Raw genomic sequence first — 24,980 nt, 5'->3', positions numbered from 1 at the left:
CGCAAAGTTCATGATGTAAGCATTATAGCGGAAGTGCTAAAAATCAAAGTTTTTCAATAAGCCATTATTCGCTGAAAGCTATGGAATTAGTTGTAGATTGTCACAAATATTCCGCTGATTATTTAAACAACAATGCTAATCTAAACAGAGGAAACCCTGAGGAGGGTAGAATAATGAAAATATTATCCTGTGCTGTGTGGGTCGGCATGCTGCTCAGTCTGTCGGGCTGTGATGATGCGTTGAATAAACCTAAAACAGAAACCCGTACCATGATTATTGGTGGCGTACCTGTATATGAGCAGGATTATCAACTGCTAGACAAGCATTTGAGTGCTCAGGATCAGTTGAAACCTTAAGTAATTGCTATAGTTGAAATTCATGACAAATCCAGAAATTTTTACAGCAAACTGTCAGGTTTTTGCTTAAAATAGCCCTTCAATTTTTAAGTCAGGTTATCTCGTGGAATCATTCTGGATTTTAGGTTCGATTGCTTTTGCCCTGATGTTAGGCGCAATGAGTCCCGGGCCAACTTCTATTTATGTGGCAAAAAATTCAATTGCCATTTCACGTAAACATGGTTTATTTACTGCATTGGGTACTGGTCTCGGTGCAGCGATTTTTGGTCTGCTGGCGGTTCTCGGTTTGCAGGCATTTTTACTGGCTGTACCCTCAGCGTACCTGGCCTTAAAAATTTGTGGTGGTTTATATTTACTTTGGTTGGCGTTTAAAATCATTAAACATGCCAAAGATCCGATCGAAGCGGATACAACCATTAGCAAACAGATGTCTTTACGCCGTGCTTTTACCACTGGTTTAATCACACAGTTGTCCAATCCCAAAATTGCGATTGTGCTGGCCAGTATTTTTACCGCGTTATTGCCCAAAGAAATTCCAACGTATTTTTATTTTGTTTTGCCTGTCTTATGTTTCTTTATTGATGCAGGCTGGTGTTCACTAGTCGCAGTTGCATTATCTGCGGAAAAGCCACGTCGTGTTTATTTGAAGTTTAAGGCTTTGTTTGACCGCGCAGCAGGCGCAGTTATGACGGTACTTGGCTTAAAATTAATTTTTGGTATGAAGTAATTACTTCATCTAGATGCTCTGCTTATAAATAAAAAAAGCCCCTAGTCGTAGAGGCTTTTTTTATGTCTATTAAAAAGTATTTTCTTCCGAATTAGCAGAAATACGATGAATCGACAAGTCTGCACCATTGAACTCTTCTTCCTCAGTCAGGCGAATACCCATCAAAACCTTAAGCAGGCCATACACCAAAAAACCACCCGCCAAAGCAATGACAATCGCCAGCACTGTACCTATGAGTTGTGAAATTAAAGACACTCCTCCCATTCCTCCAAGCCATTGCTGACCGAAGATACCCACAGCTAATCCGCCAAAAGCACCACAAACGCCATGCAAAGGCCAAACCCCCAATACATCATCCACTTTGAGTTTATTTTGGGTATAGGTAAAGAGTTTCACAAAAATAATGCCGGCGCTGATCCCGATAAAAAAAGCACCCAACGGATGAACGACGTCTGATCCTGCACAAATCGCCACCAGACCTGCTAAGGGACCATTATGCAGGAAGCCGGGGTCATCTTTCCCCGCAACTTTGGCTGCTATTGTTCCACCGACCATGGCCATCAAAGAGTTAATAGCGACCAGTCCAGAAATGGCATCCAGCCGCTGCGCGCTCATGACATTGAAGCCGAACCATCCCACAATCAGAATCCATGAACCCAAAGCCAAAAAAGGAATTGATGAAGGAGGATGCGCGGTGATCCGGCCATCATTTTTGTAACGGCCATGACGCGCACCAAGTAGGATTATTGCGGCAAGTGCCATCCAGCCGCCCATTGCATGAACGACAACTGAGCCGGCAAAATCATGAAAACTTGCACCAAATGCATGGGTCAGCCAATCCTGAAAACCAAGGTTGCCATTCCAGATCATACCCTCAAAAAACGGATAGATCAGCGCAACCAGAAATAATGTCGCTAAAGCCTGTGAACGCATTTTGGCACGCTCTGCAATCCCTCCAGAGATAATCGCTGGAATTGCTGCAGCAAAAGTCAACAGGAAAAAACAGCGCATCAGATTGTAGCCATGATCGGCAGACAAGGTTGCAGCATCATGGAAAAAGTGCTGACCGTAGGCAATATAGTAGCCCACTAAAAAATAGGCGATGGCGGAGATGGCAAAGTCGGTTAGAATTTTACTTAGGGCATTGACCTGGTTTTTATGTCGAACTGTTCCAAGCTCTAAAAAAGCAAATCCAGCATGCATGGCAAGCACTAGAACTGCACCGAGAAGAAGAAATAATAAGTCTATATTTTGCATGGTGCGTTCCAATTTAGTGCGCGGGATCACAAAAGAAAATCAGTATATAGAGGCAAATTGATTGTAGAAGAGGGCTAAGCAAGGGAAATTTTGATGAAGAATTTCTTGAAATTGATAAGACTCGATATAAAGCACGTTACTATTTTTTTGCACCAAACTAAGACATGGCGAGAGTTCATAAAATTCAGATTTATATTATATTTTTAGGTGTTTATATTTATCGTAAGAAAAACGGTGCTAAAAAAGCATGCTAAAGGTGCACGTAAAAAGTAAAAGATTTTTAAGAAAAAATTTAAAAATAAACGAAACTATTGCTTTTAAATTTCAAAGCGTCATTCAAGTTTTAAATTTACCAAGTCATAGGGAATCTGGCTGAAGGATATTTAAAATAAATGAAACCCTAAAAAATTAGGGTTTCATGCTTAGATAAAATTATTGAAGTATTCAATTAATCTTTAAAATGTACCGGAATCCATTGATAGCTTTTATTGTCTTTAGAATAAATATGTCCAATCCCCGGAAATGGCAAATGTGGTGCTGCTACCGTCTGACCATTTTTCGCATATTCAGCAAAATATTTTAAGCGGGTTTCGATCGCCTTTTTCGGATCGACATCAAAGTCAACGCCGGTCTGTGGGCGATTAAACTGCAGCGTATGTGAGTGCACAATATCTCCAATAAACACCATCTGCTGACCTTTAGATTTTAAGCTAAAACCAAAATGCCCCGGTGTATGTCCAGCCGAACTGATAACATCGAAAGCATGGATTTGATCGCCAGTTTTAAAGGTTTTGAGCTGATTCTTGGCCTGATAGGGTGCAATGGCTTTCTTGATTTTATCGACTGTGCCCAAAAAACCTGCCTGCTTGGCTTTTGGTAATTTTTCTACCGTTGTGGGATTTATCCAGAAATCCAGTTCAGCTTGAGACACATAAATGTTGGCATTGGGAAAATTGGCAACACTATTATTACTTATACCGCATACATGGTCTGGATGTAAATGCGTGAGCAGGATGGCATTGACCTGTTCAGGTTTATGCCCTGAAGCCTTTAAATTGGAATACACTGAACCTAGGTGTGGACCATTACAGCTTGAAGTCCCGCTATCGACCAGAACCATTTCCTTGGCTGTATTGACCAGAAAGGCATTCACGGAGGTTTGGATGCCTTTAGCTTGATCGACGTAGTATTTTTTCAATATCTGGTCGGCTTGAGCTGCTGGAATATCTTTAAATAAGGCTTTGGACAGATAATTGGTGCCATCTAGCAGGGCAGTAATTTGGTAATCCCCGAAGTTATGTTGATAATAACCGGGAACCTGTTTTTGTTGTTGGGTGCTAGAAACGGATTGTGCATGTGTTTGAGAGATACCCGCCATTGAACCTAAAGCAAGCAATGACACGACGAGAGAAGAAGTGAAGTATTTCATAGCTATTCTTATGTAATTAAAGTCAATTCTATGTATTAGCACGGATGCCAGCAAAAAAGAATATGAATATATTTACCATTTTTTTAAATAGCAATGCCGATTTGGCATCTGTACTAAAAATTAAGTCTGAATCTGTATATTGATTTTTTGAAAGTAAAGAATTTATTTTTGATGAAAATATTATTATAAATAAAATGCTTAGATACATTTCACTTTTTATGAAAAGCTCGTTAACATGGGGTATTACGAACAAGCTTTGGGTGTCGCGATGAGTTTTTGGAAAAGAAAAAACAATGCCAGCTTTGTATTTTTCATTATTACCTTATATTCACTACTGGGCTTTGGACTGGGCTATGTGATTTGGGAATTTGTGTTGCAAGGCTAAGTGACCCAGCAATAAAAAAGCCTCTAGAGATAGAGGCTTTTTTATGATCGTATGAAGGTTTTATTATGAGATTTTTTAGAAAAACATTAACAACCGTCGAAGTATATTTCCTATTTACTTTTGTTAGGGCAAAAGTAACAAAACCCTTCTGTTCGTTAGAAGGCACGTCTGTGTACCCCTAACGAACGAGCGAAATCCAGGTCGCATGGTTATCACACTTTAACTACGATAAATTTTGATTCCTTTTTCACGTGCATATGAAATTTTAGGATCTTTAATTGTATATTGAGCCGAACCACTATCAGGATTACTCAAATTAATTAATCCCATTTTTTCCATACTAGATATATAGCTTTGAGCAGTTGAATGTTGAAGTTGGTTTTTTTCTTTTAATTGTTTAGCATTAAAAGTATTTCCATCTAATTTAAGTAGCAAATCTATATACGAAAAAATATCCATAGAGTTAGAGCGTGCATTCGTTTTCTTTGGATAGTATTCAAAATAATTGAAATTTTTAATAAATCTACTTAAAGCAAAGCCTATTGAAGATTTTTCAATTCTATTGCTAAGTGAGTCTTTATCATATTGGATTCTTAGTAAATTAGAAAAAATATGCCAAAGGTCGCGAGGTGTTGAATTTGCTAATTTTAAAATTTGATTAATATCCTCTTGGATAACATCATCTGCAAATAGTTCTTTGAAATTAAAAATTTTATTTTTAGAAAAAACTTTTAAACGATTATTTAGGACATTTTCTAAGTCTGAATTTGACCAATTAATAATAGTGCAACTATGTTTTTGAGTTCGTACATATTGCTTAATAAAATTAAACGGAGTTGTCCAACTTGTAAAAATAATCTGTAATTTTGGCGTTAGTAGTAATTTTTCGTCAGTTAAGATTAATTTAGTATAGTTTGCAATTAGTTCGGCATCATTCTCGAATCTTTGATCTTCATCAATTCGATCAATTAGTATGATTACTTTACTAAACTGTAATTTTTCTACAATCTTTAAAATTCTTTCAATAAGGAAATAAGAGATATCTTGGTCTAAAAAATTTTCTTCAAAGTTTATATCTAGTTCAGGAAAATATTCCTTAATTTTGACATTTTCTGTGATTGGAGGAAGCCCCGAAAAATGTTTAGATAAAAAATCATCGACGAGTGTATTTGCTGCAGTAGCACCGTAATTGAAAAGATCTCTTATAATTTTTTCAAATCTTTTATAAGTTAATTTATACCAGGGAACTTGAATAGCCTTAATTTGATCTCTTAAGTATGCTTTTGAAACTTGAGGTACAAAGTTTTGAAGTAAGTAGCTTAGTAATATTTTATCTTCTTGATCGAGTTTATTTATTCGGTTTTTTTCATTGGCAAGAGAAGAGAATAATTGTAGAGAAATTTTTGTAATTAAAAATTGATAAAAGTCTTTTGAATCAAAGTGTAATGGTAAATCAGAAAAATCTGTAATAGAGACTGAAATTATCTTTTTTCTGTCAATTCGTGACTCTAAGTTTTTTAAAAGGGCAGTTTTTCCAGCCCCTCGATCACCTAAAATGATTAAAGAATTGTCAGAGGAAAAGTTGGATAAAATACTTTCATAGTCATTTACAGGGGTAAATATATCGACGGATTGTTTTAACTCATTTTCTGTTGTAAAAAATGCAAATGGATTGTTGTCTAAATTTAATTTTTTTAAAAAGTCATTAAAATTTGTCATAAGCTTTATATTGTTAAGAAAAGAATAAGCCCCGCTAAAATATAGCGGGGCTTTTTATAAGTGTCTAAAATTAAGACACTTTATCACCCGGTTTAGCACCAGATTCAGGTGAAATTACCCAAACACCGTCGCCATTACCCGCAGCTAAAACCATTCCGTTTGAAATACCAAAACGCATCTTACGTGGCGCAAGGTTCGCCACCATCACCACCAGTTTGCCTTTTAAGTCTTCAGGTTGGTAGAACTCACGAATACCACTGAACACATTACGTGGCTCAGCTTCACCAACGTTTAAAGTGAGTTGAAGCAGTTTGTCAGAACCTTCAACCGTAGCCGCTTCCAAAACTTCAGCCACACGCAGGTCAACTTTCATAAAATCATCAATATTAATGATTTCAGCTTCACCGACTTTAGGTTCAGCTTTCTTTTCAATCTTCTTCTCTTTTTTCTTCTCAGCTTTTGCTGGTTCAGCAGCAGGAGCAGCTAAAGAATCTTTAGATGCATCCACCATGGCAGCAACCGCTTTTGGATCTACACGTTGCATTAAGGGTTGGAACAATGCAATTTCATGACCCACTAGAATGGTTTTGCGAGAAGCAAAATCGAAGCTTTCAAGTTGCAAGAAATCTTGAACCTGTTGAGCTAGTGTCGGCAATACAGGAGCCAAGTAAACTGCCAATTGACGGAACAGGTTGATCCCCACAGAGCATACATCATGCACTTGTTGTTCCTGACCTTCCTGTTTCGCAAGTGCCCAAGGCTTTTTCTCATCAATATACTGGTTGGCTTTGTCTGCCAGTGCCATGATTTCACGAATCGCTGCAGAGAATTCACGTGCTTCATAAGCTTGAGCAATTGAACTACCGGCATCAATAAAGCTTTGTACCAATTCAGGTTCAGCACATGTCGTGCTTAACTTGTTATCAAATTTGGTGTTAATGAATTTTGCACAACGGCTGGCAATATTCACGACTTTACCGACCAAATCTGAATTTACTTTCTGAACGAAATCATCAAGGTTCAGGTCAGAGTCTTCAACTTTGTCAGAAAGTTTCGACGCGAAGTAATAGCGTAGATATTCAGGATTTAAATGCTCTAAATAGGTTTCCGCTTTAATAAATGTGCCGCGAGATTTTGACATCTTTTGGCCATTGACAGTCAAGAAACCATTCACGAATAAGCCTGATGGCGTGCGGTAGTTTGCACCTTCAAGCATTGCCGGCCAGAACAGGGCATGGAAATACACGATGTCTTTACCAATGAAGTGATAGACCTCATTTTCAGAATCTTTTTTCCAGTAGTCATCAAAATTCAATTCAGGACGTTTGGTTTTGATGTAGTTTTCAAAGCTCGACATATAACCAATCGGCGCATCCACCCAAACATAGAAATATTTGTTTGGCGCATCTGGAATTTCAAAACCGAAGTATGGCGCATCACGTGAGATGTCCCAGTCATTCAAGCCATTTTCAAACCATTCGTCCAGCTTGTTGGCAATCGATACCGGCAAGCGACCTTCATCACGAGTCCATTTTTGCAGGTATTCACCAAAATTTGGCAATTTAAAGAAGTAATGATCAGATGATTTTTCGACTGGAGTTGCGCCACTTAAAGTGGAATGCGGATTCAACAACTCTGTCGCATTATAAGTTGCACCGCAGACTTCACATGAGTCGCCGTACTGATCTTCCGCCTTACATTTCGGACAGGTGCCTTTAATGAAACGGTCTGACAGGAACATGCCTTTTTCAGGATCAAAAAGCTGGGTCACCGGACGAACTGCAATATTGCCCGCATCACGGTTTTTCACATAGATTTCTGACGCACGGGCACGGTTGGTATCGCTATGTGTAGAATCATAATGATCGAAATGCACACCGAAACCGTCAAAGTCACGAATGTGTTCTTTTTGCACATTGGCAATTTGCGCTTCAGGTGAAATGCCATTCGCTTCGGCACGTAGCATGATCGCGGTTCCGTGAGCATCATCCGCACAGACATAAGTCACATCATGACCCATCGCACGCATGGCACGTACCCAAATATCTGCTTGGATATAGCCAAGTAAGTGACCCATATGAATCGGGCCATTGGCGTAAGGAAGGGCATTGGTGACTAAAATTTTACGCACGGATTCACTCTCTCATTCGTATTCATTATGCAATGGGCCATAATTTTACATGATGCCGAGGGGATTACAAAGAAATGCTTTGCTGAAACCCAATGAATAGACGGACTTGGAAAACCGAATACAAAAACCTGCATCGTCCTTAGCATATAACCTTGCAATACGGATTTAACTCAGCTCATGCTACATTCTGCAAACAATAGCAACAACATGTACAGGCTTTGTTGCAGTTTGCTTACTTCGCCCGATTCGCGTGATGCTTTGTGCTAAAAAATGGCTGATTGTTTATATGATATGCCTAAGGAGGGTACCTCATGACTCAGCAGAACCAAAATAATACGTCGAAGCAAAATCAAGATAAAGAACAACATGCACGCGAATTGAATGATCAGCTTGCAAAAGAGCAAAAGCAAAATGAGATAGATAAACAGCACAATCAGGAACATAAGAACGGGCAAAGTGCCCAGACCCATGCTGATCAGAAATCTGATACCCAGCACAACGGTAAAGATACAAATGCTGAGCAATCAGCACAAAAAGACAGTTCTCAAGAGAACCAGTCTGATAAAAAAACTGAAAGCTTTAAGATGGATGACTTAAAAGCCAAAGCGATAGCGATAGGTGAAGACCTATTGCAAAAAGGTGAAAAGCTTCTGAATGAGCTGAAACAAGGAAAATCTGACCACCAGCAAAATACTGAGCAAAGTTCAGATGATGCGAAAAAGGCTAAAGCGGATCATGCCTCTCAAGATAAATCATCTAACAAGTCAGATAAACAGCATGCTAAAGATGGTCAGAACGATCAGCAGGCAGGTATGGCAAATTTAAAAGATGAAGCCATGCATAAGTTTGAAGATACCAGACAGAAAATCACAGACTTATTCAGCGAAGCCTCGGTTAAGTTCGCTGAGCTGAAACAGATGGCAACTGATACGATGAATAAAATGAAAGATAATCAATCGAAGGAAAGTGATTCTGATCAGCAGCAAGATGCCAAAGATGCAGATTCAGAAAGCGACTCTCAGTCCAAAAAGGACGAATCGAAACAAGATCAGGATAAAAATACCAAGGATCAAAAGGACAAATCTGAAAACAATAAAAATCATAAATAGTCTGTGATCATAGAGCCACTTTAATTACAGAGGGTTAAAGTGGCTTGATCGCATAAGATCAGTAAAAAAATTATTACATCAAAATAATCCGCCTTTCTTTGCTCTCAATCATTCATTTTTCATTATTTCTATTCACCACGATTTCATAAAACATTTCAGAAAACCGAGTAAAATGGTTGGAAATTGAAGATATCTCTTTCATCTTCTCCAATACAATGCTTAACCTTCGCCTAAAACCCCGTTAAACTAAGCGATTCAGATGTCGATCTACATTTTTGGAGTAACCTATGTCTTGGCTTTCTTCGCTTAAATCGGTTTTTTCGCCTTCCAAGGAGGTGAACGAAGAAGCTGTGCAAAACGTACTGCAAAACTATATCTTGCCAAATTCCAGTAATGCCTTGAAAGATCGTATTACGCAGGTCAATGTACAGGGTGAGATTCTGCAAATTACTTTGAATACCTATCCAGAAGAAAAAGCGCAGCTGCAACAGATTCATGATGAACTGGCGGAAGCTTTGCAAAAATGTGGTATTCAAGAACTGAATATGCATGTGATTCAGCAGAAAACTGGACATAAGAAAGAAGGGGGTTGCGGGCATAACCATGCTGAAGGTGAAAACTGTTCAAGCGAGCCTAAAGCGGAAGCAAAACCCAATCTTCCCCCTGTGGTTGATGCGTCGGCACAGCCTGCAGAAACAGAAGAAGCTGATCCAAATAATCCACCTATTCAAAAAGCTGCGCCGCAACAGCGTGATGTTCCAAAACACCCAAGAATTCAAAATGTGATTCTGGTGTCATCTGGTAAAGGTGGCGTAGGTAAATCGACCACGACTGTAAATCTGGCTTTGGCTCTACAGAAATTAGGCCTGCGCGTAGGCGTACTAGATGCCGATATTTACGGCCCAAGTATTCCGACTATGCTCGGCAATGCCGGCAAAACGCCAATGATCGAAGCAGAGCAGTTTGTCCCTATCGAAGCCTATGGGATGGCGGTATTATCAATTGGCCATTTAACTGGAGATCACAATACTCCAGTCGCCTGGCGTGGTCCAAAAGCCACGGGTGCATTAATGCAGTTATTCAATCAGACCCTATGGCCAGACCTTGATGTGCTGATGATTGATATGCCACCTGGCACAGGTGATATCCAGTTAACTCTTGCGCAGCGTATTCCGGTGACGGGTGCAGTAATTGTGACAACGCCACAAAACGTGGCCTTGCTAGATGCGACCAAAGGTATCGAATTGTTTAATCGGGTGCAGATTCCGATCATGGGCGTGATTGAAAACATGTCGACCCATATCTGCTCAAATTGTGGTTTTGAGGAACAGATTTTTGGTACAGGCGGTGGCGATAAACTGTCTGAGCAATATCAAATTCCATTATTGGGCCGTTTACCTTTGGATGCTAAAATTCGTGAAAATGCGGATGCCGGTACACCTTCTGTCATTGCCGAAGATGCTGCTGCAGAAAGCTATATGCTGATTGCAGAGAAAATTGCCGCACAGCTACCCAAAGCAGAAAAAGATCATAGCCGAATTTTCTAATTCTATAGACAATTCAGATATTTAAGCCTTAGCTAAAAGCTAGGGCTTTTTATTTCTTATTTTTAAAATTAGCTCGATTTAAATGACCGAAATTGACTGAAATGACTATCGGGTATTTATCCTAAATATTTATATAAATATTTGAATTAATTGAAATAAATAAATTTAAATTTTAGGTTATATGTTCTCTTACAATTATTTTTTTGCAGCACTGACCGAATTCTTCTATGCTACTCGGATTAGAGCGAGGTCAAACTATGATTTCATGGTTTTTTATTGGTTTAGTGGCAACCATTCTTTTAACACCAGGCCCAACCAATACCTTATTGGCATCTTCAGGCATTCAGGTCGGATTTAAAAAAACATTTGGTTTAATTCCTGCGGAAGCCTTTGGTTATCTGATCGCCATTAGCTTATGGGGCATTCTGATCGGAAAAATTTCCGTTCATCTTCCGCTTTTACCGACGATTCTCAAACTTTTTAGTGCTGGCTATATTCTATTTCTCGCTGTGAAATTATGGCGGACTGCAGAAATAAGCGAAAATCTTGAAAATGTCTCGATTCGCGCACGAGAATTATTTTTGGCAACCTTGCTTAATCCTAAAGCACTTTTATTTGCCTCAGCGATCTTTCCTGGCATTGTCTGGAAAAGCGGCCAACATTATGTGACTCATATGCTGGTTTTCTTGCTTCTGTTGATCCCGATTGCATTCTTCTGGACTTTTCTGGGTTCAATCCTGGCCAGAAAAAACAGTCGCTGGCTTAATCAGAAAAACCTGCAGAAAACGGCTTCGCTGGTATTAATGAGCTTTTCCATTCCTTTAAGCTATTCTGCACTTTTAAGTTTATAAGCTGATCTCAATCAGCAATTTTTTGGCAACTTTAGCTCTAAGCCTTTCACTTATTTTCATTAGTGTCAATTTCAGTTAAAGTACGTCGCAATAACTTGTTCTTAAGATTTTTGGATTATATCAATGGCAATTAAGTCTGATCGTTGGATTCGCGAAATGAGCGAAAAACACGGCATGATTGAACCGTATGCAGAAAACCAGGTACGTTTGGATGAAAATGGTCAAAAGCTGATTTCGTATGGCGTATCCAGCTATGGTTATGACGTGCGTTGTGCACGTGAATTTAAAGTATTCACCAATGTGCATTCTGCAATTGTCGATCCGAAGAACTTTGATGAACGCAGCTTTATTGATATCGAGTCGGATGTCTGTATCATTCCGCCTAACTCGTTTGCTTTGGCGCGTACCATCGAATATTTCCGCATTCCACGTAATGTCTTGACCGTGTGCTTGGGCAAGTCTACTTATGCGCGTTGTGGCATCATTGTTAACGTGACTCCGCTTGAGCCAGAGTGGGAAGGACACGTCACTTTAGAGTTTTCAAATACTACCAATCTTCCTGCGCGTATTTATGCAGGTGAAGGTGTAGCGCAGATGCTGTTTTTTGAATCTGATGAAGTCTGTGAAACCTCATATAAAGATCGTGGTGGTAAATATCAAGGTCAGACAGGCGTTACTTTGCCGAAGACCTAATTGTTTTAAAATATTGAATGACGGGACTTTATGTCCCGTTTATTTTTTTGAGATTTTCATTCATCGGAAACTGCTATTTTTCGCCTAATTGGCTTTGGCATCTGTATCAAAAATCAGCATAATGGATTCCGCATAACCATAAAAAAGATGCGATGCATTATAAAAAATCAAAGATTGGCGGCTGGGAAGCTGAAGCATAAGGTGCGGAGCATCGAATAAAAAGGAAAGAGTGAGATGGCTCAGATAAAAGATATATTTAAATTTCGCAAAAGTTATTTGGCGATGACAATCGGTTTCAGCCTGTTGCCTTCTGCACATGCGATGCAGGAATTATCAGATTCTTCTCTTTCTGACACCACAGGTGAGGGTGTTGCGCTCGTCCTTGATGATTTTAAAATGGTGTTTCAAGGTCCTAAAGATCTTTCTGCTAGTTCTAGTTATGCCAGAGGCATTGAAAACCCCGGACAAGCAGATACAGGCTTTATTCGTATTATCCCGACGGGTGAGAATTACAACCAACTTGGGCAGCGTGTATACGACAAAGTTTATAAATCTACATATGATAATGCTTTTCATGTTGAAAGAACGCAGAATTATGCAACTGAGTATCAGCAAGCCTTTGATACCTTAAAAACTGATTTTTATAATGATAACTATAATACGATTAAGAATACTTATGACACACAAGCTAACCGGGACGCATTTAAGCAAGAATTAGTTGATTATTATTATAATACAGACTTTATGAAAGCCTATTATGACCAACGTCGTGATGATTATTATAATGGTGCAGGTAATACCTCACCAGGTATTGATTATGATATCAAGCATGATGGCACAACAGAATATGAATTAACGCCACTGCGACCAAATAAGTCTGATGAATATGCAAATTTAAATACCCTTGAAATGATTCAATTTCTATATGGGCAAAATGCTAATCAGCAGATTCCAAATACTGAATGGAGTACGGCGGTTGATAGGCAGAATATTATTGGAGCAATTGTAGATGCAAGAATTATTGAACTAGTTAAAGCAGAATACAACAAAAAATTGGAAGCTGCTCTAGCCGGAATGATGAAAGATGCAGATAGTGCTGCTATGGCTGAAATCATTGCTAGAGCAGATCAGGCTGCTAAAACTGAAGCTGCTAAAAGCTCTGTGAGCACTTTAAGAACTAAAGCCGATGTATTTATTTATGGTCTGGCATTATCGAAAAGCGATGGTTCTTTAAGCACACGATACAGTAATCAGGGTTTTAGCTGGGGATCAGCAGATAATCCTTGGTTATTCCGGGCAGGAACTGAAAACGTCAAACAGTTTAAGGACGCTGCTAAAGATGTAGGCTATATTGCTTTGGAAGCCCCATTAAGTCCAATTGCAGGGGTCGAAAGTGATAATAATATCAAGCTGGGCTTCTGGAGTGATATTTTTGCACGTGAGCTTAATTCCTCGAATGCTGTAGATCCTATAACAGGTGGGCCGACTTCAGGCCTTGACACAAATTATCGATTAAGAACTCAATTTATTGCTAATGGTCTGAGTTTTAATGGCTCGCAAGTTCGGTTATTCCAAACCTTAGAATCTGACAATAAGAATTACAGCCAAACATTAGGTATGGCGAGTATTGTTCGTCTGAATACCAATGATCGACCAGAAAATCTAAGCAGTAGCGATAGTAATCTTAACAGTAAAGGTATTCGTCTCAGTACCGCAGCAAAAACAGATGCACTTGATGGTAATGTCCCGACCCCGGCCTTGAATGGAAGTGATGCTCCTATATTTCATGATTCTGAGGGTTTATATCTCTATAGTCCAAATATTAATTTGGTGCTTGGTAATATGTACCAGCCTTTCGTTGTCGGTTCAGAAGGCAATAATATTATTTTAGAAGTGACACGTATTCCCAATATTCCTGCTATTTATAATCAAATTTATCAAAATTATGGGGGCGGACTGGGTACAACGGATTTAAAGGGTTCGACCTGTAATGTCTATAGTTGTGGTACACCGATTAAAAATAATGTGTCAGATACCACCGCACTTTATCAAGGGCGTAATGCGACTCACAGTAGCATCTCAATAGGGACTACAGAGCGTATCTCAGGGACAAATATGCTGCGCGCCAAGGATGGGGTGAATTCAACAGGAATCGTATTCAAAAATACTGATGGTGTAAGTAAGAATTTTGGATCTGCTGTCATTGATGGGGTCCTGATTCAGCATCTGAAAATTAGAACAACTGGTCTATAAGGAAGTATAAGAATGTCCAAATTAGTAACACTCTGTGCATTATTATGTACCTCTATGACCAGTTTTGCCGGATTGGAAGCCCTTGATCAGCAAGCATTAACCAATACCGTGGGGCAAGGCGGAGCAGATCTTAACTGGACTTTATCTTTAAACCATATTTATGCGACAGATTTAAGTAAAGATAAAATTTCTCGGCTTGATGGAAGTGGCAACCCGCTCGAAGTATTTTATGTTCTAGATCCCACCGCTTGTGGAGCAACAAAACAATTTTGCCGTCTGGCAATAGCGCCGAATAACCATGTCGATGCCAATGGAAATAAAAAGTGGTTAGTCTTTAAAGGCATTCAAGGCACGATTCAGATTGATAAGTTTTCAATTGATGGTACAACCATCATTAATCATCGTAATGAACCACAAACGGCGATGCAAATTACCTTTTATGATCACCAGCCTTTAAAGATCCGTAATTTAGGCTTTAATACAGTTTCCATTGAAACGGGTACAGGTGCTGGCGCCTTGGAAGGTTATGCCAATACAGGTGTTTATAGTACGTATACAGGGCGTACCTATAATGCCGATGGAACTTATACAACCGCGCCCCAAGATGTTCCTTCATTTGATAAAGGTGCTGAAAAAGGATTTATGGGGTTGAACGTTCATGGAAATCTGCATACGTCAGGCAATTTGAAAATATTTGGTTATAACTGTACAGGTGGAGCACAAAGTCGTTGTTAGTAACAACGTCAAGTACAGCATAAGGATATATAAATGAAAAAAACAACAATAAAGTTGAAATTGCTAACAGTATGCATGTGTCTTATACAACAAAGTTATGCACTTGAAACTATTGAAGAGCAAGAATTGAGTGAAGTCACTGGACAAGATGGTATGGTGATTACTCATGAAATTTCTAAAGCCAGTATTGCTCAAGCCAATTGGTATGATCCAAATCCAACTGCCAACACTAAAATGGGTTTAGGTCTACATAATGTTGAGATTATTGGAAAAGATAATAAACCAATCATTAGTCAACTTGAAATAGATGTAGGTGCCACTTCACAAGGGGCAGGACTTCGGCTAGCTGCAAGTGTTTCACCGTTTCAAGCCACTGCAGATTTAAAATTGGTAAAGATCGCCTGTACGACCAATCCATGTAGTCAATCTGCGAATAGTATTCGGACTACGGGTACTCAATCTAATCAAACTTTGGGTGCATTAGGGATTAGTACCTCTACACCGCTTAGTGTGCTATTACAAACCAGTGCAGGTCTATTTAATAAAGATTCAATTGCCAGTATCGATTTTCAACTTAAAAATGCCACGATTAGTCATAAATTAGGCGAAAATAGTCTGATTTTGAATGACTTTAACTTTAACTTCGCGGGTCAAGGATATATGTACATTGACCCGGATGAAGGCGTGGTACTCACCACACGAAATGGCAGTCAAGATCATTATGTGGATCTAAAGCGTGCTGAAGATATGACCGATATCACGGCTGGCCGGGTTAATCCGACCAATCCAGGGGTTAATATTGACCTGCGTTATAATACGCCAAATAATGAACGCAAAAATATTATGCGTTTAGGAGCTTCGGGTGCAGTCACTAACGCAAGATTATCCATGAGTGCAGATCAAACCCAGATAGGTACTTTTGATGTTAGTAACAAGGTGAATGGTGTACTAGAACGTCAGGACAAAGCTGCAACAGGTTACAGTGGCCTGGTCGGAGAAGGTGGGTTGAATCTAGGCTTGTCTGCAGATTTTACAGGTACTAATAGTACCGGGCTTCCAGCAACTATGGCACCTACAACATTTGAGATTGGTCATACCGGTAAGGGAAGCCATGCTGTGCAATTCTCCAAGCTCAGACCCTTGACTACACGTAATGCTGCCGGTGCTTTACACGGTAAAAATGCTTATATCGACTTTGGAAATATATATATAAATACCATTACTGCAAAAAGTCTCGATTTCATAATCAATGAAAATATGCAAAAGACTTTAGGTAGTAGTAGCACTGTACTTAAACAGACACTCAGTACCACCACGAATGGAGAGGATTTTGCCTATATCGCCGTACGTGGAATGGATTTTCAGTCCATTGCTGCTAAAGCACGTTTCATATCAGATAACTCTTTGGCGGAAATTGGTGGCGATGGTGGTTCATGGGGAATCGGTATTCCTATTTATAATTTAAATGCCAATGTTGCCTTGTCTGGAACGACTTATGGAACAGACAATAAGCAAGCAATTGCTTATAACATTATGGCATCTACAGAAGGCTATGGAATTGACAAGAAAACCGGTTTGCCAAGCACAACTTCGATTATATTGATTGATGGTAAAAATGGCGATCATGGTGAGGCAGTTAACTATTATGCCGGTTTTAGGAATATCGATGCTTTGATCAAGTCGGAAGGGATTATTAGTTATAAAGATGAAGGTATTTATATTCGTGCCGATAAACTGCTGATTGGAGCTAAAGCTGAGCTTGCGATTGGTCAATTACCAGGATCTAAATATAATTGTACCAATGCATCGGTCACTAAATGCGGAAGCTATGTGCCTCATGATAATTTTTCTAAACGTGATGATGTCCTGACTAATATTGCTTTTAAACTTGATGGAAACGGCGAGCTCCTCATCATTCCAGGAGTGGATCCGACCAGCGATTCACCAGATACCAACTTCCTGTCATTTGATGCAAATTTTAAGTTTAGACCCCTTACCGCAGAAGAAACTGCAAATAAAGATAATCTGGGCAGCTATTTTAGTATTGCCAATGAAGATATTGATTCAGCCGGGGTATTAAAAACTTCGTCAATTAACTTTAACCGGATGGAAGGTCATTTGGGTGTCAAAGCAAAAGTTCGTGTCAGTGCAGATACAGTGACTTTGGATAATCAGGTCAAACTCAATTATGAAAATAATATTGCAACACCATTTAAAACCAATTTTGCCATGGCGACCAATGGCAATATGCAAAACATGGCAAGTATTGCACTGACTGGTGGAACCATTCGTAGCACGATGGGAATCACACCACGCTGAAAATCAGGATGAGAAAAATGAAAAAAATAATATTAAAAAGTCTAGTGGTAGCTATGATGGGCCTAAGTGGTCAGGTATCTGCATTAACCTCATTGGAAGACCAAGAGCTCTCAGAAGTCAATGGGCAGGCTTTATTGTCAATGGAGGTTCAGTCTGGATTTAACCAGATGGATAATCTAGGAGCTACTTATGACCAGAGTAATATCTCATTTTATAAATTAGGCTTGGAAGCCGAGATGGAAATTAATGCCAATATAAAAAAGCTACAACTCGGGTGTGGCGGTGTTAATGGTGCAACCGGCTGTGATATTGATATTGATCATATTGCCTTAAGTGGTAATCCTACGAATGGCGCGGATCGTGCCGCGACTTCAGCTCTGATTACTAATCCATTTGTACAATTTGCCATAAAAAATCCAAATCAGGCATCTACACGTGAAGTTTTAGGTTTCCGTTTAAGTGCGGAAAAGATTTCAGGTCTATTGACAATGGGGACAGAAAATAGTGCTACACCAAATGGTATTAACAGTTTCAGTGGTTATATGAAAACAAAATCTTCATCAGGAGTTGCAACAACCGCTCCTCGTGTCATGGATTATGCTGCAACTGGAATGAATATTGAGGGTACGGTAAAAGGCACTATATTAGGTCAACCATTACCTCTGGATTTACATTACACATCTAGCAATTATGCTTTCCAGTTAAATTCTACAACAGCACCTTTTACTATTCCTGCTACGATAGTGTCAGGAACAAGAATGAAAGAAGTTGTACTAAAAGGGACAGGGACAGTAGGTCGTATTGATTTTAAAGGACCATTAAAAGCAGAATTATTGGATGGAGCATTAAAATTAGATAAAGATATTACAGGCTACTTAACCGGGCTACAGACAGACATTACCGTTAAACAAAATCTCGGACTTATTCATGCTTTATATTTAAATAATCCAGCTTCACTCTCCTTGCAATCCCAAAGCATTTTATGGCCTGGTGCAGCAGTCGCGGCAAAACAAGGGTGGTGGCTGGCAATGGAAGATGAAGTGGATTTAGGAAGTATTTCACCTTCATATAGTGTGCCAATTTCAGATGCTGTTTTAAAGCAAACTATTGCAGGAATTAACCATGATTTAACCACTAATGTGCGAGATTGTGGAAGTCTGGTTTTTGGTTGTGTGCTAGGAAGTGCACTTGATGTAAAGGAAATTAAAAATCCTGCGCTACTTGATTTCCCTCTTACTAATTTAACTTTACAAGGCCAGAACTTTAAACCGAACTGCTTTGGTGGACATAAATTCTGCTAAGTTTAGTTATAAAAAATCCCGCATTACGCGGGATTTTTTATAAGAAAGCAAAATTATTTAGCAATTTTTGCCAATAATTCTTCTTTCGAAATATTTACTGATTCAGCATCGCGGCGGCCTTTATATTCAAAAGTACCTGCATCTAAACCTTTTTCACCGATCACAATACGGTGTGGAATGCCTGTAAGCTCAAGATCAGAGAATTTCACGCCCGGACGTTCATTACGGTCATCGAGTAACACGTCAAAACCTGCAGCTTGTAATTCAGCATAGAGTGCTTCCGCAGCTTCCATAGTTCGTGGAGATTTATGTGCATTCATCGGCACAATGGCAACTTCAAACGGTGCAATGGCAGTTGGCCAGATAATGCCCTTCTCATCAAAGTTCTGCTCGATTGCAGAGGCCACCACACGTGTTACACCAATACCATAACACCCCATTGTTACAGTGAATGGTTTGCCATCTTCACCCAAGACTTTACAACCTAAAGCTTCAGAGTATTTTTGACCCAACTGGAAGATATGCCCCACTTCGATACCACGTTTGATTTGAAGCGTACCTTTACCATCTGGAGATGGATCGCCTTCAACCACGTTACGTAGGTCATAAACTTCAGTGAACTGCGCATCACGTTCCCAGTTTACACCTGTTGCGTGTTGATCTGCTCCATTTGCACCTGCAACAAAGTCAGACAATACCGATGCTGCACGATCAACAATGACGGTGATACCTTTTTCGACCAGACCTTGAGGACCGACAAAGCCAGCAGTTAAGCCAAGTGCTTGAAGTTGTTCTTCAGTAGCAAATGTCAAAGGCGCAGCAATTAAAGGATGTTTTTCAGCTTTAATTTCATTCAGTTCGTGATCGCCACGAAGGAATAATGCAACCACAGGTACATCTTGACCTTCTTCAGTCGCAACACCTTGAACTAATAAGGCTTTTACTGAATGAGCAGGATTGGTACCCAAGAATGCTGATACATCTGCAATGGTTTTTTGATTTGGTGTATCTACCAGTTTGAGTTCTTGTGTAGGTGCCGCACGCTCACCGACAAGTACTGCTTCTGCCATTTCAATATTGGCTGCATAGTCAGATTCAGTCGAGAAGGCGATATCATCTTCACCGCTTGAAGCCAGCACGTGGAATTCGTGAGAACCTGAACCACCGATTGAACCGGTATCTGCTTGAACCGGACGGAAATCTAAACCAAGACGGGTGAAGATTTTGCAGTAGGCTGCATACATGTCGTCGTAGGTTTGTTGCAGTGATTCCTGGTTGGCATGGAAAGAGTAGGCATCTTTCATAATGAATTCACGTGAACGCATTACGCCAAAACGTGGCCGAATTTCGTCACGAAATTTGGTTTGTACTTGGTAAAAGTTTGCAGGCAATTGCTTGTAGCTTTTTAATTCGTTACGTGCAAGGTCAGTGATCACTTCTTCATGCGTCGGACCGAGAACAAATGGGTTGCCATGGCGGTCGTTGAAGCGTAAAAGCTCAGGACCGTATTGTACATAACGACCTGATTCTTCCCATAAAGATGCAGGTTGAGTCACCGGCATATAGACTTGAAGTGAACCGACTTTGTCCATTTCTTCGCGGACGATCGCTTCAACTTTATTTAATACGCGAACGCCCATCGGCAACCAGGTGTATAGACCTGAAGCCAACTTACGAATCATACCGGCACGAAGCATGAGCTGATGTGAAATAACCTCAGCATCGTTCGGGGTTTCTCTTAACGTTGCAAATAAAAAGCGACTCGCGCGCATGGAAACTGTCCTAAAAAATTAAGCGTTAAAGCAGGGATTATACAATAAAAAATGAGGTGAGCTTTTGGGAATGTCACCTCATTGTGTTGTATTAAATTATGCCATGATTTTACGTGCCTGACGCAGCATAAAATTCTTAAAGTCATCCAGGTAAGTAAAGATCACCGGCACCACCACCAGGGTCAGCAGGGTAGAGGTAATTACCCCACCAATCACCGCATGCGCCATCGGTGCACTTTGTTCACCACCTTCACCTAGCCCTAGGGAAAGTGGCACCATGCCCATGACCATCGCGCTGGTAGTCATCAGAATAGGACGCAAACGGGTTTTACCAGCGGCAATAATCGCATCATAACGGTCTTCGCCGCGGTCCATGGCTTTCTTGATGAAGTCGATCAGTAGAATCGCATTCTTGGTCACCAGTCCCATCAGCATGATAATGCCGATAATCGAGAACAGGTTCATGGTCGAGTTAAACAGGAATAAGGCCAGAAACACGCCAATGAGCGACAATGGCAGTGAGGCCATAATTGCTGCAGGATGAATAAAACTGTTGAACTGTGAACCGAGCACAATATAGATAAAGACAATCGACAGGGTAATCGCAGTCAGTGCATAACCTGCGGATTCTGCCATGTCGGCATTGGAGCCTTGAGTGTCGAAACTATAACCCGGTGGCATATCGAAATTTTCTTGCAAGCGGCTGATATCCGTCCCGATGTCACCTGCAGGACGTCCTGAAGTATTGGCCTCGACCAGAACTTCACGTGCCAGATCACGTCGATTAATCTGCGAGGCGCCCAGTTTTTCTTCAAATTTGGCGACACTCGAAAGCGGGACCAGAACTGGTTGATTATTGGCATCGGTTTTATTCGAGGTGATATACATATTCTGTAAATCGCTAGGCAAGCTGCGCTGGTCTTCGGTCAGGCGCAGATTCACATCATAGGTTTCACCTTTTTCATCCTGCCAGGTCGTGACATCATCACCGGCAATCAGCGGACGCACTACATTGGCAATCTGATTGACCGATAAACCTAAATCACTGGCCAAGACGCGATTGATCTGTACATCAAGAGTCGGCTTGGGTTCTTTTAATGAAGTTTCCAGATCGACAATGCCATTAATCTTCGCCATTTCCGTCATAAAGCGATCGGAAATTTTTTGCAGTTCATCTAGATCCGGACCTTTAATCGAAATCATGATCGGCTTCTGGCCACCTGAAACGGTTTCATCGGCGGATGCCACCGAGGTAATGCTGATTCCTGCAACCGATTGTAGACGCTGGCGGAATTCATTATTCAGGTCATTCAGGGTCTTTTCACGTTCGGTACGCGGCGTTACAGTCACCCGTAAACTGACATGGTTTTTACCGCGGTCAGTTGCGCCATTAATCACCCCATAAGTGGCTTTGACATCCGGATGCTGACGAATAATCTGATCCACCTGCTGCAGTTTGGCTTGTGAATATTCAAGCGATGAATCGACCGGTGTTTCAAACTTGATCCGGATTTCACCTTTATCCGGAACCGGTACAAATTCGGTGCCGATCAGTTTGGACAATCCCAGAGCACCAAATAATGAAGCGACAGCAATTAATAAAGTAATCAATCTGAAGCGCAGTGCCAGTTTCAGCAATTTTTCATAGACATGGCTTAAGTTATCCAGCTTGCTCGAGATCCAGCTAAAGAAACGTTTCACCCGACCTGGTTTTTTATTTGGATCTTTTTTCTTTTCTGCCCAGTGCGCAGAAAGCATCGGGTCCAGGGTAAAGCTGACAAACATCGAGATCAGAACGGCCATACTCACCGTGACCCCGAACTGGTAGAAGAAACGGCCAATAATTCCGCCCATAAAGGCCACAGGCAGAAATACGGCAACAATGGTCAGTGTTGTGGCCAGAACAGCTAAACCAATTTCTTTGGTGCCATCGAGTGCAGCAGTCACGTGATCTTTGCCCATGTCGGTATGCCGGACAATATTTTCACGCACCACAATTGCATCATCGATCAACAGACCAATACTCAAGGACAGCGCCAGTAAAGTCATCATATTGATGCTAAAGCCAAAGGCCCAGATAAAGGTCAGCGTGCCCAAGAGAGCAATTGGTAGGGTTAAACCGGTGATTACTGTGGAGCGGAAAGAACCCAGGAACAGTAGGACAATCAGCACAGCCAGTACCGCACCTTCAATAATGGTTCGGGCTACATCACCAATGGTGCCGCGGATACTTTTGGAGGAGTCCACCACCACTTGTAAAGTGGTACCTTGTGGAAGCTGCGCCTCAATACTTTCTAAAGCTGCATAGCTCTTGTCGACTACTTCAATGACGTTTGCATCTGAACTGCGCAAAATATCAATTGCCACTGCGGTTTTACCATTCAAAAAGGCAGCCGATTCCAGCTCTGCCTGACTGTCTTGAATATTGGCCACTTGTCTGAGGAAAATCGGTACGCCGTTTTTATTGGCAATAACCAGATCGCCGAAGGCGAGGGGATGCAGTACTTTAGAATTGATTTCAATGACCAGTTCCGAATTACCCGATTTAAGCGTCCCCCCCGGGACTTCAATATTCTCGGCCTTTAAGGTGTTAATCACACTGTCCACACCAATGCCAAAGGCTTGTAGTTTTTGTGGTTCCACCTGAATCCGGATCTGGCGCTGCGCATCACCCAGCAGGTTGACCGTTCCGACGCCCGGGACTGTACGCAATTGTGGCACAATTCGCTGATCCAGATAGGAACTGAGCGCTTTCACATCCATATTGTCGGATTCAAATACGATCGACATTACCGCATTCGCCGTCGGGTCATAACGTTCTACAATCGGCTCCTGAATCTCATCACGAAATTCAGCAGTTACAGAAGCGATTTTATCCCGCACGTCCTGAGCTGCTGTGGTAGATGTCACATCCAGATTAAATTCAGTGGTGATGATGGACAGGCCTTCACTGGACTGGGAAATCACCTGTTTCAAACCGGAAATGGTATTGATCTGATCTTCGAGTTTCTTGGTGATTTCCGATTCAACCGTTTCCGGAGAAGCGCCCGGATAGTTGGTATAGATCACCACAAAAGGGAAATCGACATCAGGAAATTCTTCAACGCCCATCCGCTGCCAGGAAGCCAGTCCCAGTACCATCAAACAGAACATCATCATGATGGTGAAAACCGGATACTTCACACTAATTCGGGTAAACCACATGTCAATGATCCTGTATGAATGGTTTTAGTTGGCGCGAAGGGTGACAGTTTTTTGCAGATCGGCTTCGCTAAACTTAACCCGGCTGACCTGATCACTATTTTCTAGTCCTTGAACCACGGCAATGTTGTCGCTATAACGCTGTTCTAGTACCTGAACATTGACTTTGATAATTTTATTCTGGCGTATTATCCAGACATAAGGTTTATTCTGAATGTCTTGAATAGTATCTAATGGAATCAGCTGGCCAGAAATCTGTTGTGAACTCAGAATGTTGCCTTCAACGAAGGAGCCGATACTTAGCGAAGGAATGGTTTCATTCGGCGTGGCAAAGAATTCGATCTGGCGACTGGCCTGATCTGCAATGGGGGAAATCCGGCTAATTACGGCAGTGAGCCGATTTGGATTACCTTGAATGTTGTATTCGACCTGACTGCCCAGTCTTAAACCTGATTGCAGATCACTAGGTACGCGTGCTTGAATTTCCAGCCGTTTCGGATCGACAATTTCAAACAGGGTTTGTCCAATGGCAACGGTTTGACCCGGTTCAACCTGACGTTGCGTAATCACGCCACTGATCGGACTGGTCATGGTGCCATCACGATCGGCTTTCTGGGCAATATCGACATTGGCTTGCTGGGCGCGGACATTTTCAAGCTGGGCCTGATAATCGACCTGACTTTGTTCATATTCTACTTTTGAAATAAACCCCTGATCGAGCAGACGCTTTTTACGCTGCATCATGTTGTGCGCCTGATTGGCTTGCGCTTGAGTTGAGGCCAGATTCGCACGCGCCTGTGCCAGACGAGCTGCATTGTCCTGATTATTCAGGCGTACCAGCACTTGTCCCTTGGCAACTGTTTGACCTACCTGTGCGTTTACGCTGGTGGCAGTAGCAGAGACCTGTGCTTGTATGCTACTTTGATTGACTGCACGAATGGTGCCGGTGAATGCAGTTTTTTGAACTGAATTGCCAGATTGAACTGCAACTAGATCTTGAGGAATGACTTCAATGGATTTGGGTGTTTCGGTTTGCTGGACGGGTTCATTTTTATCACAAGCCACTAAAAACATATTTAAGCAAAGTGCACTCATGATCAGGATAGAGCGCGGGGAAGGCATATTTAAATCATGAGAATGCTGTGCAGTTTGCATAAGAGTCCTTTTAGCTGGCTGTGAATCAAAACCACAACCA

At 41.0% G+C, this 24,980-nt stretch carries 18 protein-coding genes; 11 read left to right on the top strand and 7 right to left on the bottom strand.

Annotated elements, in window-relative coordinates; all coding sequences use genetic code 11:
- The first annotated feature begins 173 nt into the window (after window positions 1–173).
- The gene (locus F894_RS11875; protein ID WP_005104073.1) at window positions 174–356 is read left to right on the top strand and encodes an NF038215 family lipoprotein; all 183 of its coding nucleotides are present in this window, start codon (window positions 174–176) and stop codon (window positions 354–356) included.
- 103 nt (window positions 357–459) lie between these two features.
- Window positions 460–1,083, top strand: coding sequence for a LysE family translocator (locus F894_RS11870; RefSeq protein WP_004280739.1), 624 nt, complete (start codon window positions 460–462; stop codon window positions 1,081–1,083).
- A gap of 69 nt (window positions 1,084–1,152) precedes the next feature.
- Here the strand turns inward: F894_RS11870 and F894_RS11865 are convergent, their stop codons facing one another.
- Together F894_RS11865 and F894_RS11860 are read right to left on the bottom strand one after the other, a co-directional pair.
- The gene (locus F894_RS11865) at window positions 1,153–2,340 is read right to left on the bottom strand and encodes an ammonium transporter (protein ID WP_005247869.1); all 1,188 of its coding nucleotides are present in this window, start codon (window positions 2,338–2,340) and stop codon (window positions 1,153–1,155) included.
- Window positions 2,341–2,788: 448 nt separating this feature from the next.
- Window positions 2,789–3,769, bottom strand: coding sequence for an MBL fold metallo-hydrolase (locus tag F894_RS11860; protein WP_005247867.1), 981 nt, complete (start codon window positions 3,767–3,769; stop codon window positions 2,789–2,791).
- Between the two features lie 268 nt (window positions 3,770–4,037).
- Between F894_RS11860 and F894_RS15095 the strand changes: the two genes are divergently transcribed.
- On the top strand, window positions 4,038–4,154 hold the full coding sequence (locus F894_RS15095; protein WP_086044934.1) for a hypothetical protein: 117 nt from the start codon (window positions 4,038–4,040) through the stop codon (window positions 4,152–4,154).
- Between the two features lie 219 nt (window positions 4,155–4,373).
- Here the strand turns inward: F894_RS15095 and F894_RS11855 are convergent, their stop codons facing one another.
- Window positions 4,374–5,873, bottom strand: a complete 1,500-nt coding sequence (locus tag F894_RS11855; RefSeq protein WP_005247865.1) for a P-loop ATPase, Sll1717 family — start codon at window positions 5,871–5,873, stop codon at window positions 4,374–4,376.
- 70 nt (window positions 5,874–5,943) lie between these two features.
- Window positions 5,944–8,004: a methionine--tRNA ligase gene (gene metG / locus F894_RS11850; RefSeq protein WP_005247863.1), complete on the bottom strand. Its 2,061-nt coding sequence runs from the start codon at window positions 8,002–8,004 to the stop codon at window positions 5,944–5,946.
- A 311-nt stretch (window positions 8,005–8,315) separates the two neighbouring features.
- On the opposite strand from metG, the gene F894_RS11845 reads away from it, so the two are divergent.
- The 8 genes from F894_RS11845 to F894_RS11810 all read left to right on the top strand — a co-directional run bounded on the left by F894_RS11845 (window position 8,316) and on the right by F894_RS11810 (window position 18,812).
- Window positions 8,316–9,113, top strand: coding sequence for a putative sodium/potassium/calcium exchanger (locus F894_RS11845; protein ID WP_005247862.1), 798 nt, complete (start codon window positions 8,316–8,318; stop codon window positions 9,111–9,113).
- A 287-nt stretch (window positions 9,114–9,400) separates the two neighbouring features.
- A complete protein-coding gene (gene apbC, locus F894_RS11840) occupies window positions 9,401–10,660 on the top strand; it encodes an iron-sulfur cluster carrier protein ApbC (protein WP_005247860.1) in 1,260 nt (419 codons plus the stop codon).
- A 257-nt stretch (window positions 10,661–10,917) separates the two neighbouring features.
- On the top strand, window positions 10,918–11,511 hold the full coding sequence (locus F894_RS11835) for a LysE family translocator (protein WP_005247858.1): 594 nt from the start codon (window positions 10,918–10,920) through the stop codon (window positions 11,509–11,511).
- 123 nt (window positions 11,512–11,634) lie between these two features.
- Window positions 11,635–12,204 (top strand): dCTP deaminase, encoded by a 570-nt coding sequence (gene dcd / locus F894_RS11830; RefSeq protein ID WP_004280726.1) that lies wholly within the window; start codon window positions 11,635–11,637, stop codon window positions 12,202–12,204.
- A gap of 234 nt (window positions 12,205–12,438) precedes the next feature.
- Window positions 12,439–14,457: a hypothetical protein gene (locus tag F894_RS11825; protein WP_005247856.1), complete on the top strand. Its 2,019-nt coding sequence runs from the start codon at window positions 12,439–12,441 to the stop codon at window positions 14,455–14,457.
- Window positions 14,458–14,469: 12 nt separating this feature from the next.
- Window positions 14,470–15,192: a hypothetical protein gene (locus tag F894_RS11820; RefSeq protein WP_005247854.1), complete on the top strand. Its 723-nt coding sequence runs from the start codon at window positions 14,470–14,472 to the stop codon at window positions 15,190–15,192.
- Window positions 15,193–15,225: 33 nt separating this feature from the next.
- The gene (locus F894_RS11815; protein WP_005247853.1) at window positions 15,226–17,511 is read left to right on the top strand and encodes a hypothetical protein; all 2,286 of its coding nucleotides are present in this window, start codon (window positions 15,226–15,228) and stop codon (window positions 17,509–17,511) included.
- Window positions 17,512–17,528: 17 nt separating this feature from the next.
- Window positions 17,529–18,812 (top strand): hypothetical protein, encoded by a 1,284-nt coding sequence (locus tag F894_RS11810; RefSeq protein WP_005106243.1) that lies wholly within the window; start codon window positions 17,529–17,531, stop codon window positions 18,810–18,812.
- A gap of 53 nt (window positions 18,813–18,865) precedes the next feature.
- Here the strand turns inward: F894_RS11810 and F894_RS11805 are convergent, their stop codons facing one another.
- From F894_RS11805 to F894_RS11795, 3 genes are all read right to left on the bottom strand, one after another.
- Window positions 18,866–20,584, bottom strand: a complete 1,719-nt coding sequence (locus F894_RS11805; protein ID WP_005247851.1) for a proline--tRNA ligase — start codon at window positions 20,582–20,584, stop codon at window positions 18,866–18,868.
- Window positions 20,585–20,680: 96 nt separating this feature from the next.
- Complete coding sequence (locus F894_RS11800) at window positions 20,681–23,788, bottom strand: efflux RND transporter permease subunit (protein ID WP_005247848.1); 3,108 nt, start codon at window positions 23,786–23,788, stop codon at window positions 20,681–20,683.
- 24 nt (window positions 23,789–23,812) lie between these two features.
- Window positions 23,813–24,940, bottom strand: coding sequence for an efflux RND transporter periplasmic adaptor subunit (locus tag F894_RS11795; protein ID WP_005247846.1), 1,128 nt, complete (start codon window positions 24,938–24,940; stop codon window positions 23,813–23,815).
- Window positions 24,941–24,980: the final 40 nt, after the last annotated feature.

The sequence above is a fragment of the Acinetobacter sp. CIP 51.11 genome, from assembly GCF_000369665.1.
In the GTDB taxonomy this organism is placed as follows: Bacteria; Pseudomonadota; Gammaproteobacteria; order Pseudomonadales; family Moraxellaceae; genus Acinetobacter; species Acinetobacter lwoffii_S.
The sequence above is the reverse complement of the archived record's forward strand: the minus strand, read 5'-3'. Positions and strand labels throughout refer to the sequence as shown.

What these genes read in the sequence shown, in the direction of transcription:
- F894_RS11820 (WP_005247854.1), top strand. Translation starts at nt 14,470, where the DNA reads ATGTCCAAATTAGTAACACTCTGTGCATTATTATGTACCTCTATGACC.
- F894_RS11815 (WP_005247853.1), top strand. Translation starts at nt 15,226, where the DNA reads ATGAAAAAAACAACAATAAAGTTGAAATTGCTAACAGTATGCATGTGT.
- F894_RS11855 (WP_005247865.1), bottom strand. Translation starts at nt 5,873, where the DNA reads ATGACAAATTTTAATGACTTTTTAAAAAAATTAAATTTAGACAACAAT.
- F894_RS11795 (WP_005247846.1), bottom strand. Translation starts at nt 24,940, where the DNA reads ATGCAAACTGCACAGCATTCTCATGATTTAAATATGCCTTCCCCGCGC.
- F894_RS11845 (WP_005247862.1), top strand. Translation starts at nt 8,316, where the DNA reads ATGACTCAGCAGAACCAAAATAATACGTCGAAGCAAAATCAAGATAAA.
- dcd (WP_004280726.1), top strand. Translation starts at nt 11,635, where the DNA reads ATGGCAATTAAGTCTGATCGTTGGATTCGCGAAATGAGCGAAAAACAC.
- F894_RS11825 (WP_005247856.1), top strand. Translation starts at nt 12,439, where the DNA reads ATGGCTCAGATAAAAGATATATTTAAATTTCGCAAAAGTTATTTGGCG.
- F894_RS11805 (WP_005247851.1), bottom strand. Translation starts at nt 20,584, where the DNA reads ATGCGCGCGAGTCGCTTTTTATTTGCAACGTTAAGAGAAACCCCGAAC.
- F894_RS15095 (WP_086044934.1), top strand. Translation starts at nt 4,038, where the DNA reads ATGAGTTTTTGGAAAAGAAAAAACAATGCCAGCTTTGTATTTTTCATT.
- F894_RS11865 (WP_005247869.1), bottom strand. Translation starts at nt 2,340, where the DNA reads ATGCAAAATATAGACTTATTATTTCTTCTTCTCGGTGCAGTTCTAGTG.
- F894_RS11800 (WP_005247848.1), bottom strand. Translation starts at nt 23,788, where the DNA reads ATGTGGTTTACCCGAATTAGTGTGAAGTATCCGGTTTTCACCATCATG.
- F894_RS11875 (WP_005104073.1), top strand. Translation starts at nt 174, where the DNA reads ATGAAAATATTATCCTGTGCTGTGTGGGTCGGCATGCTGCTCAGTCTG.
- F894_RS11835 (WP_005247858.1), top strand. Translation starts at nt 10,918, where the DNA reads ATGATTTCATGGTTTTTTATTGGTTTAGTGGCAACCATTCTTTTAACA.
- F894_RS11860 (WP_005247867.1), bottom strand. Translation starts at nt 3,769, where the DNA reads ATGAAATACTTCACTTCTTCTCTCGTCGTGTCATTGCTTGCTTTAGGT.
- F894_RS11810 (WP_005106243.1), top strand. Translation starts at nt 17,529, where the DNA reads ATGAAAAAAATAATATTAAAAAGTCTAGTGGTAGCTATGATGGGCCTA.
- apbC (WP_005247860.1), top strand. Translation starts at nt 9,401, where the DNA reads ATGTCTTGGCTTTCTTCGCTTAAATCGGTTTTTTCGCCTTCCAAGGAG.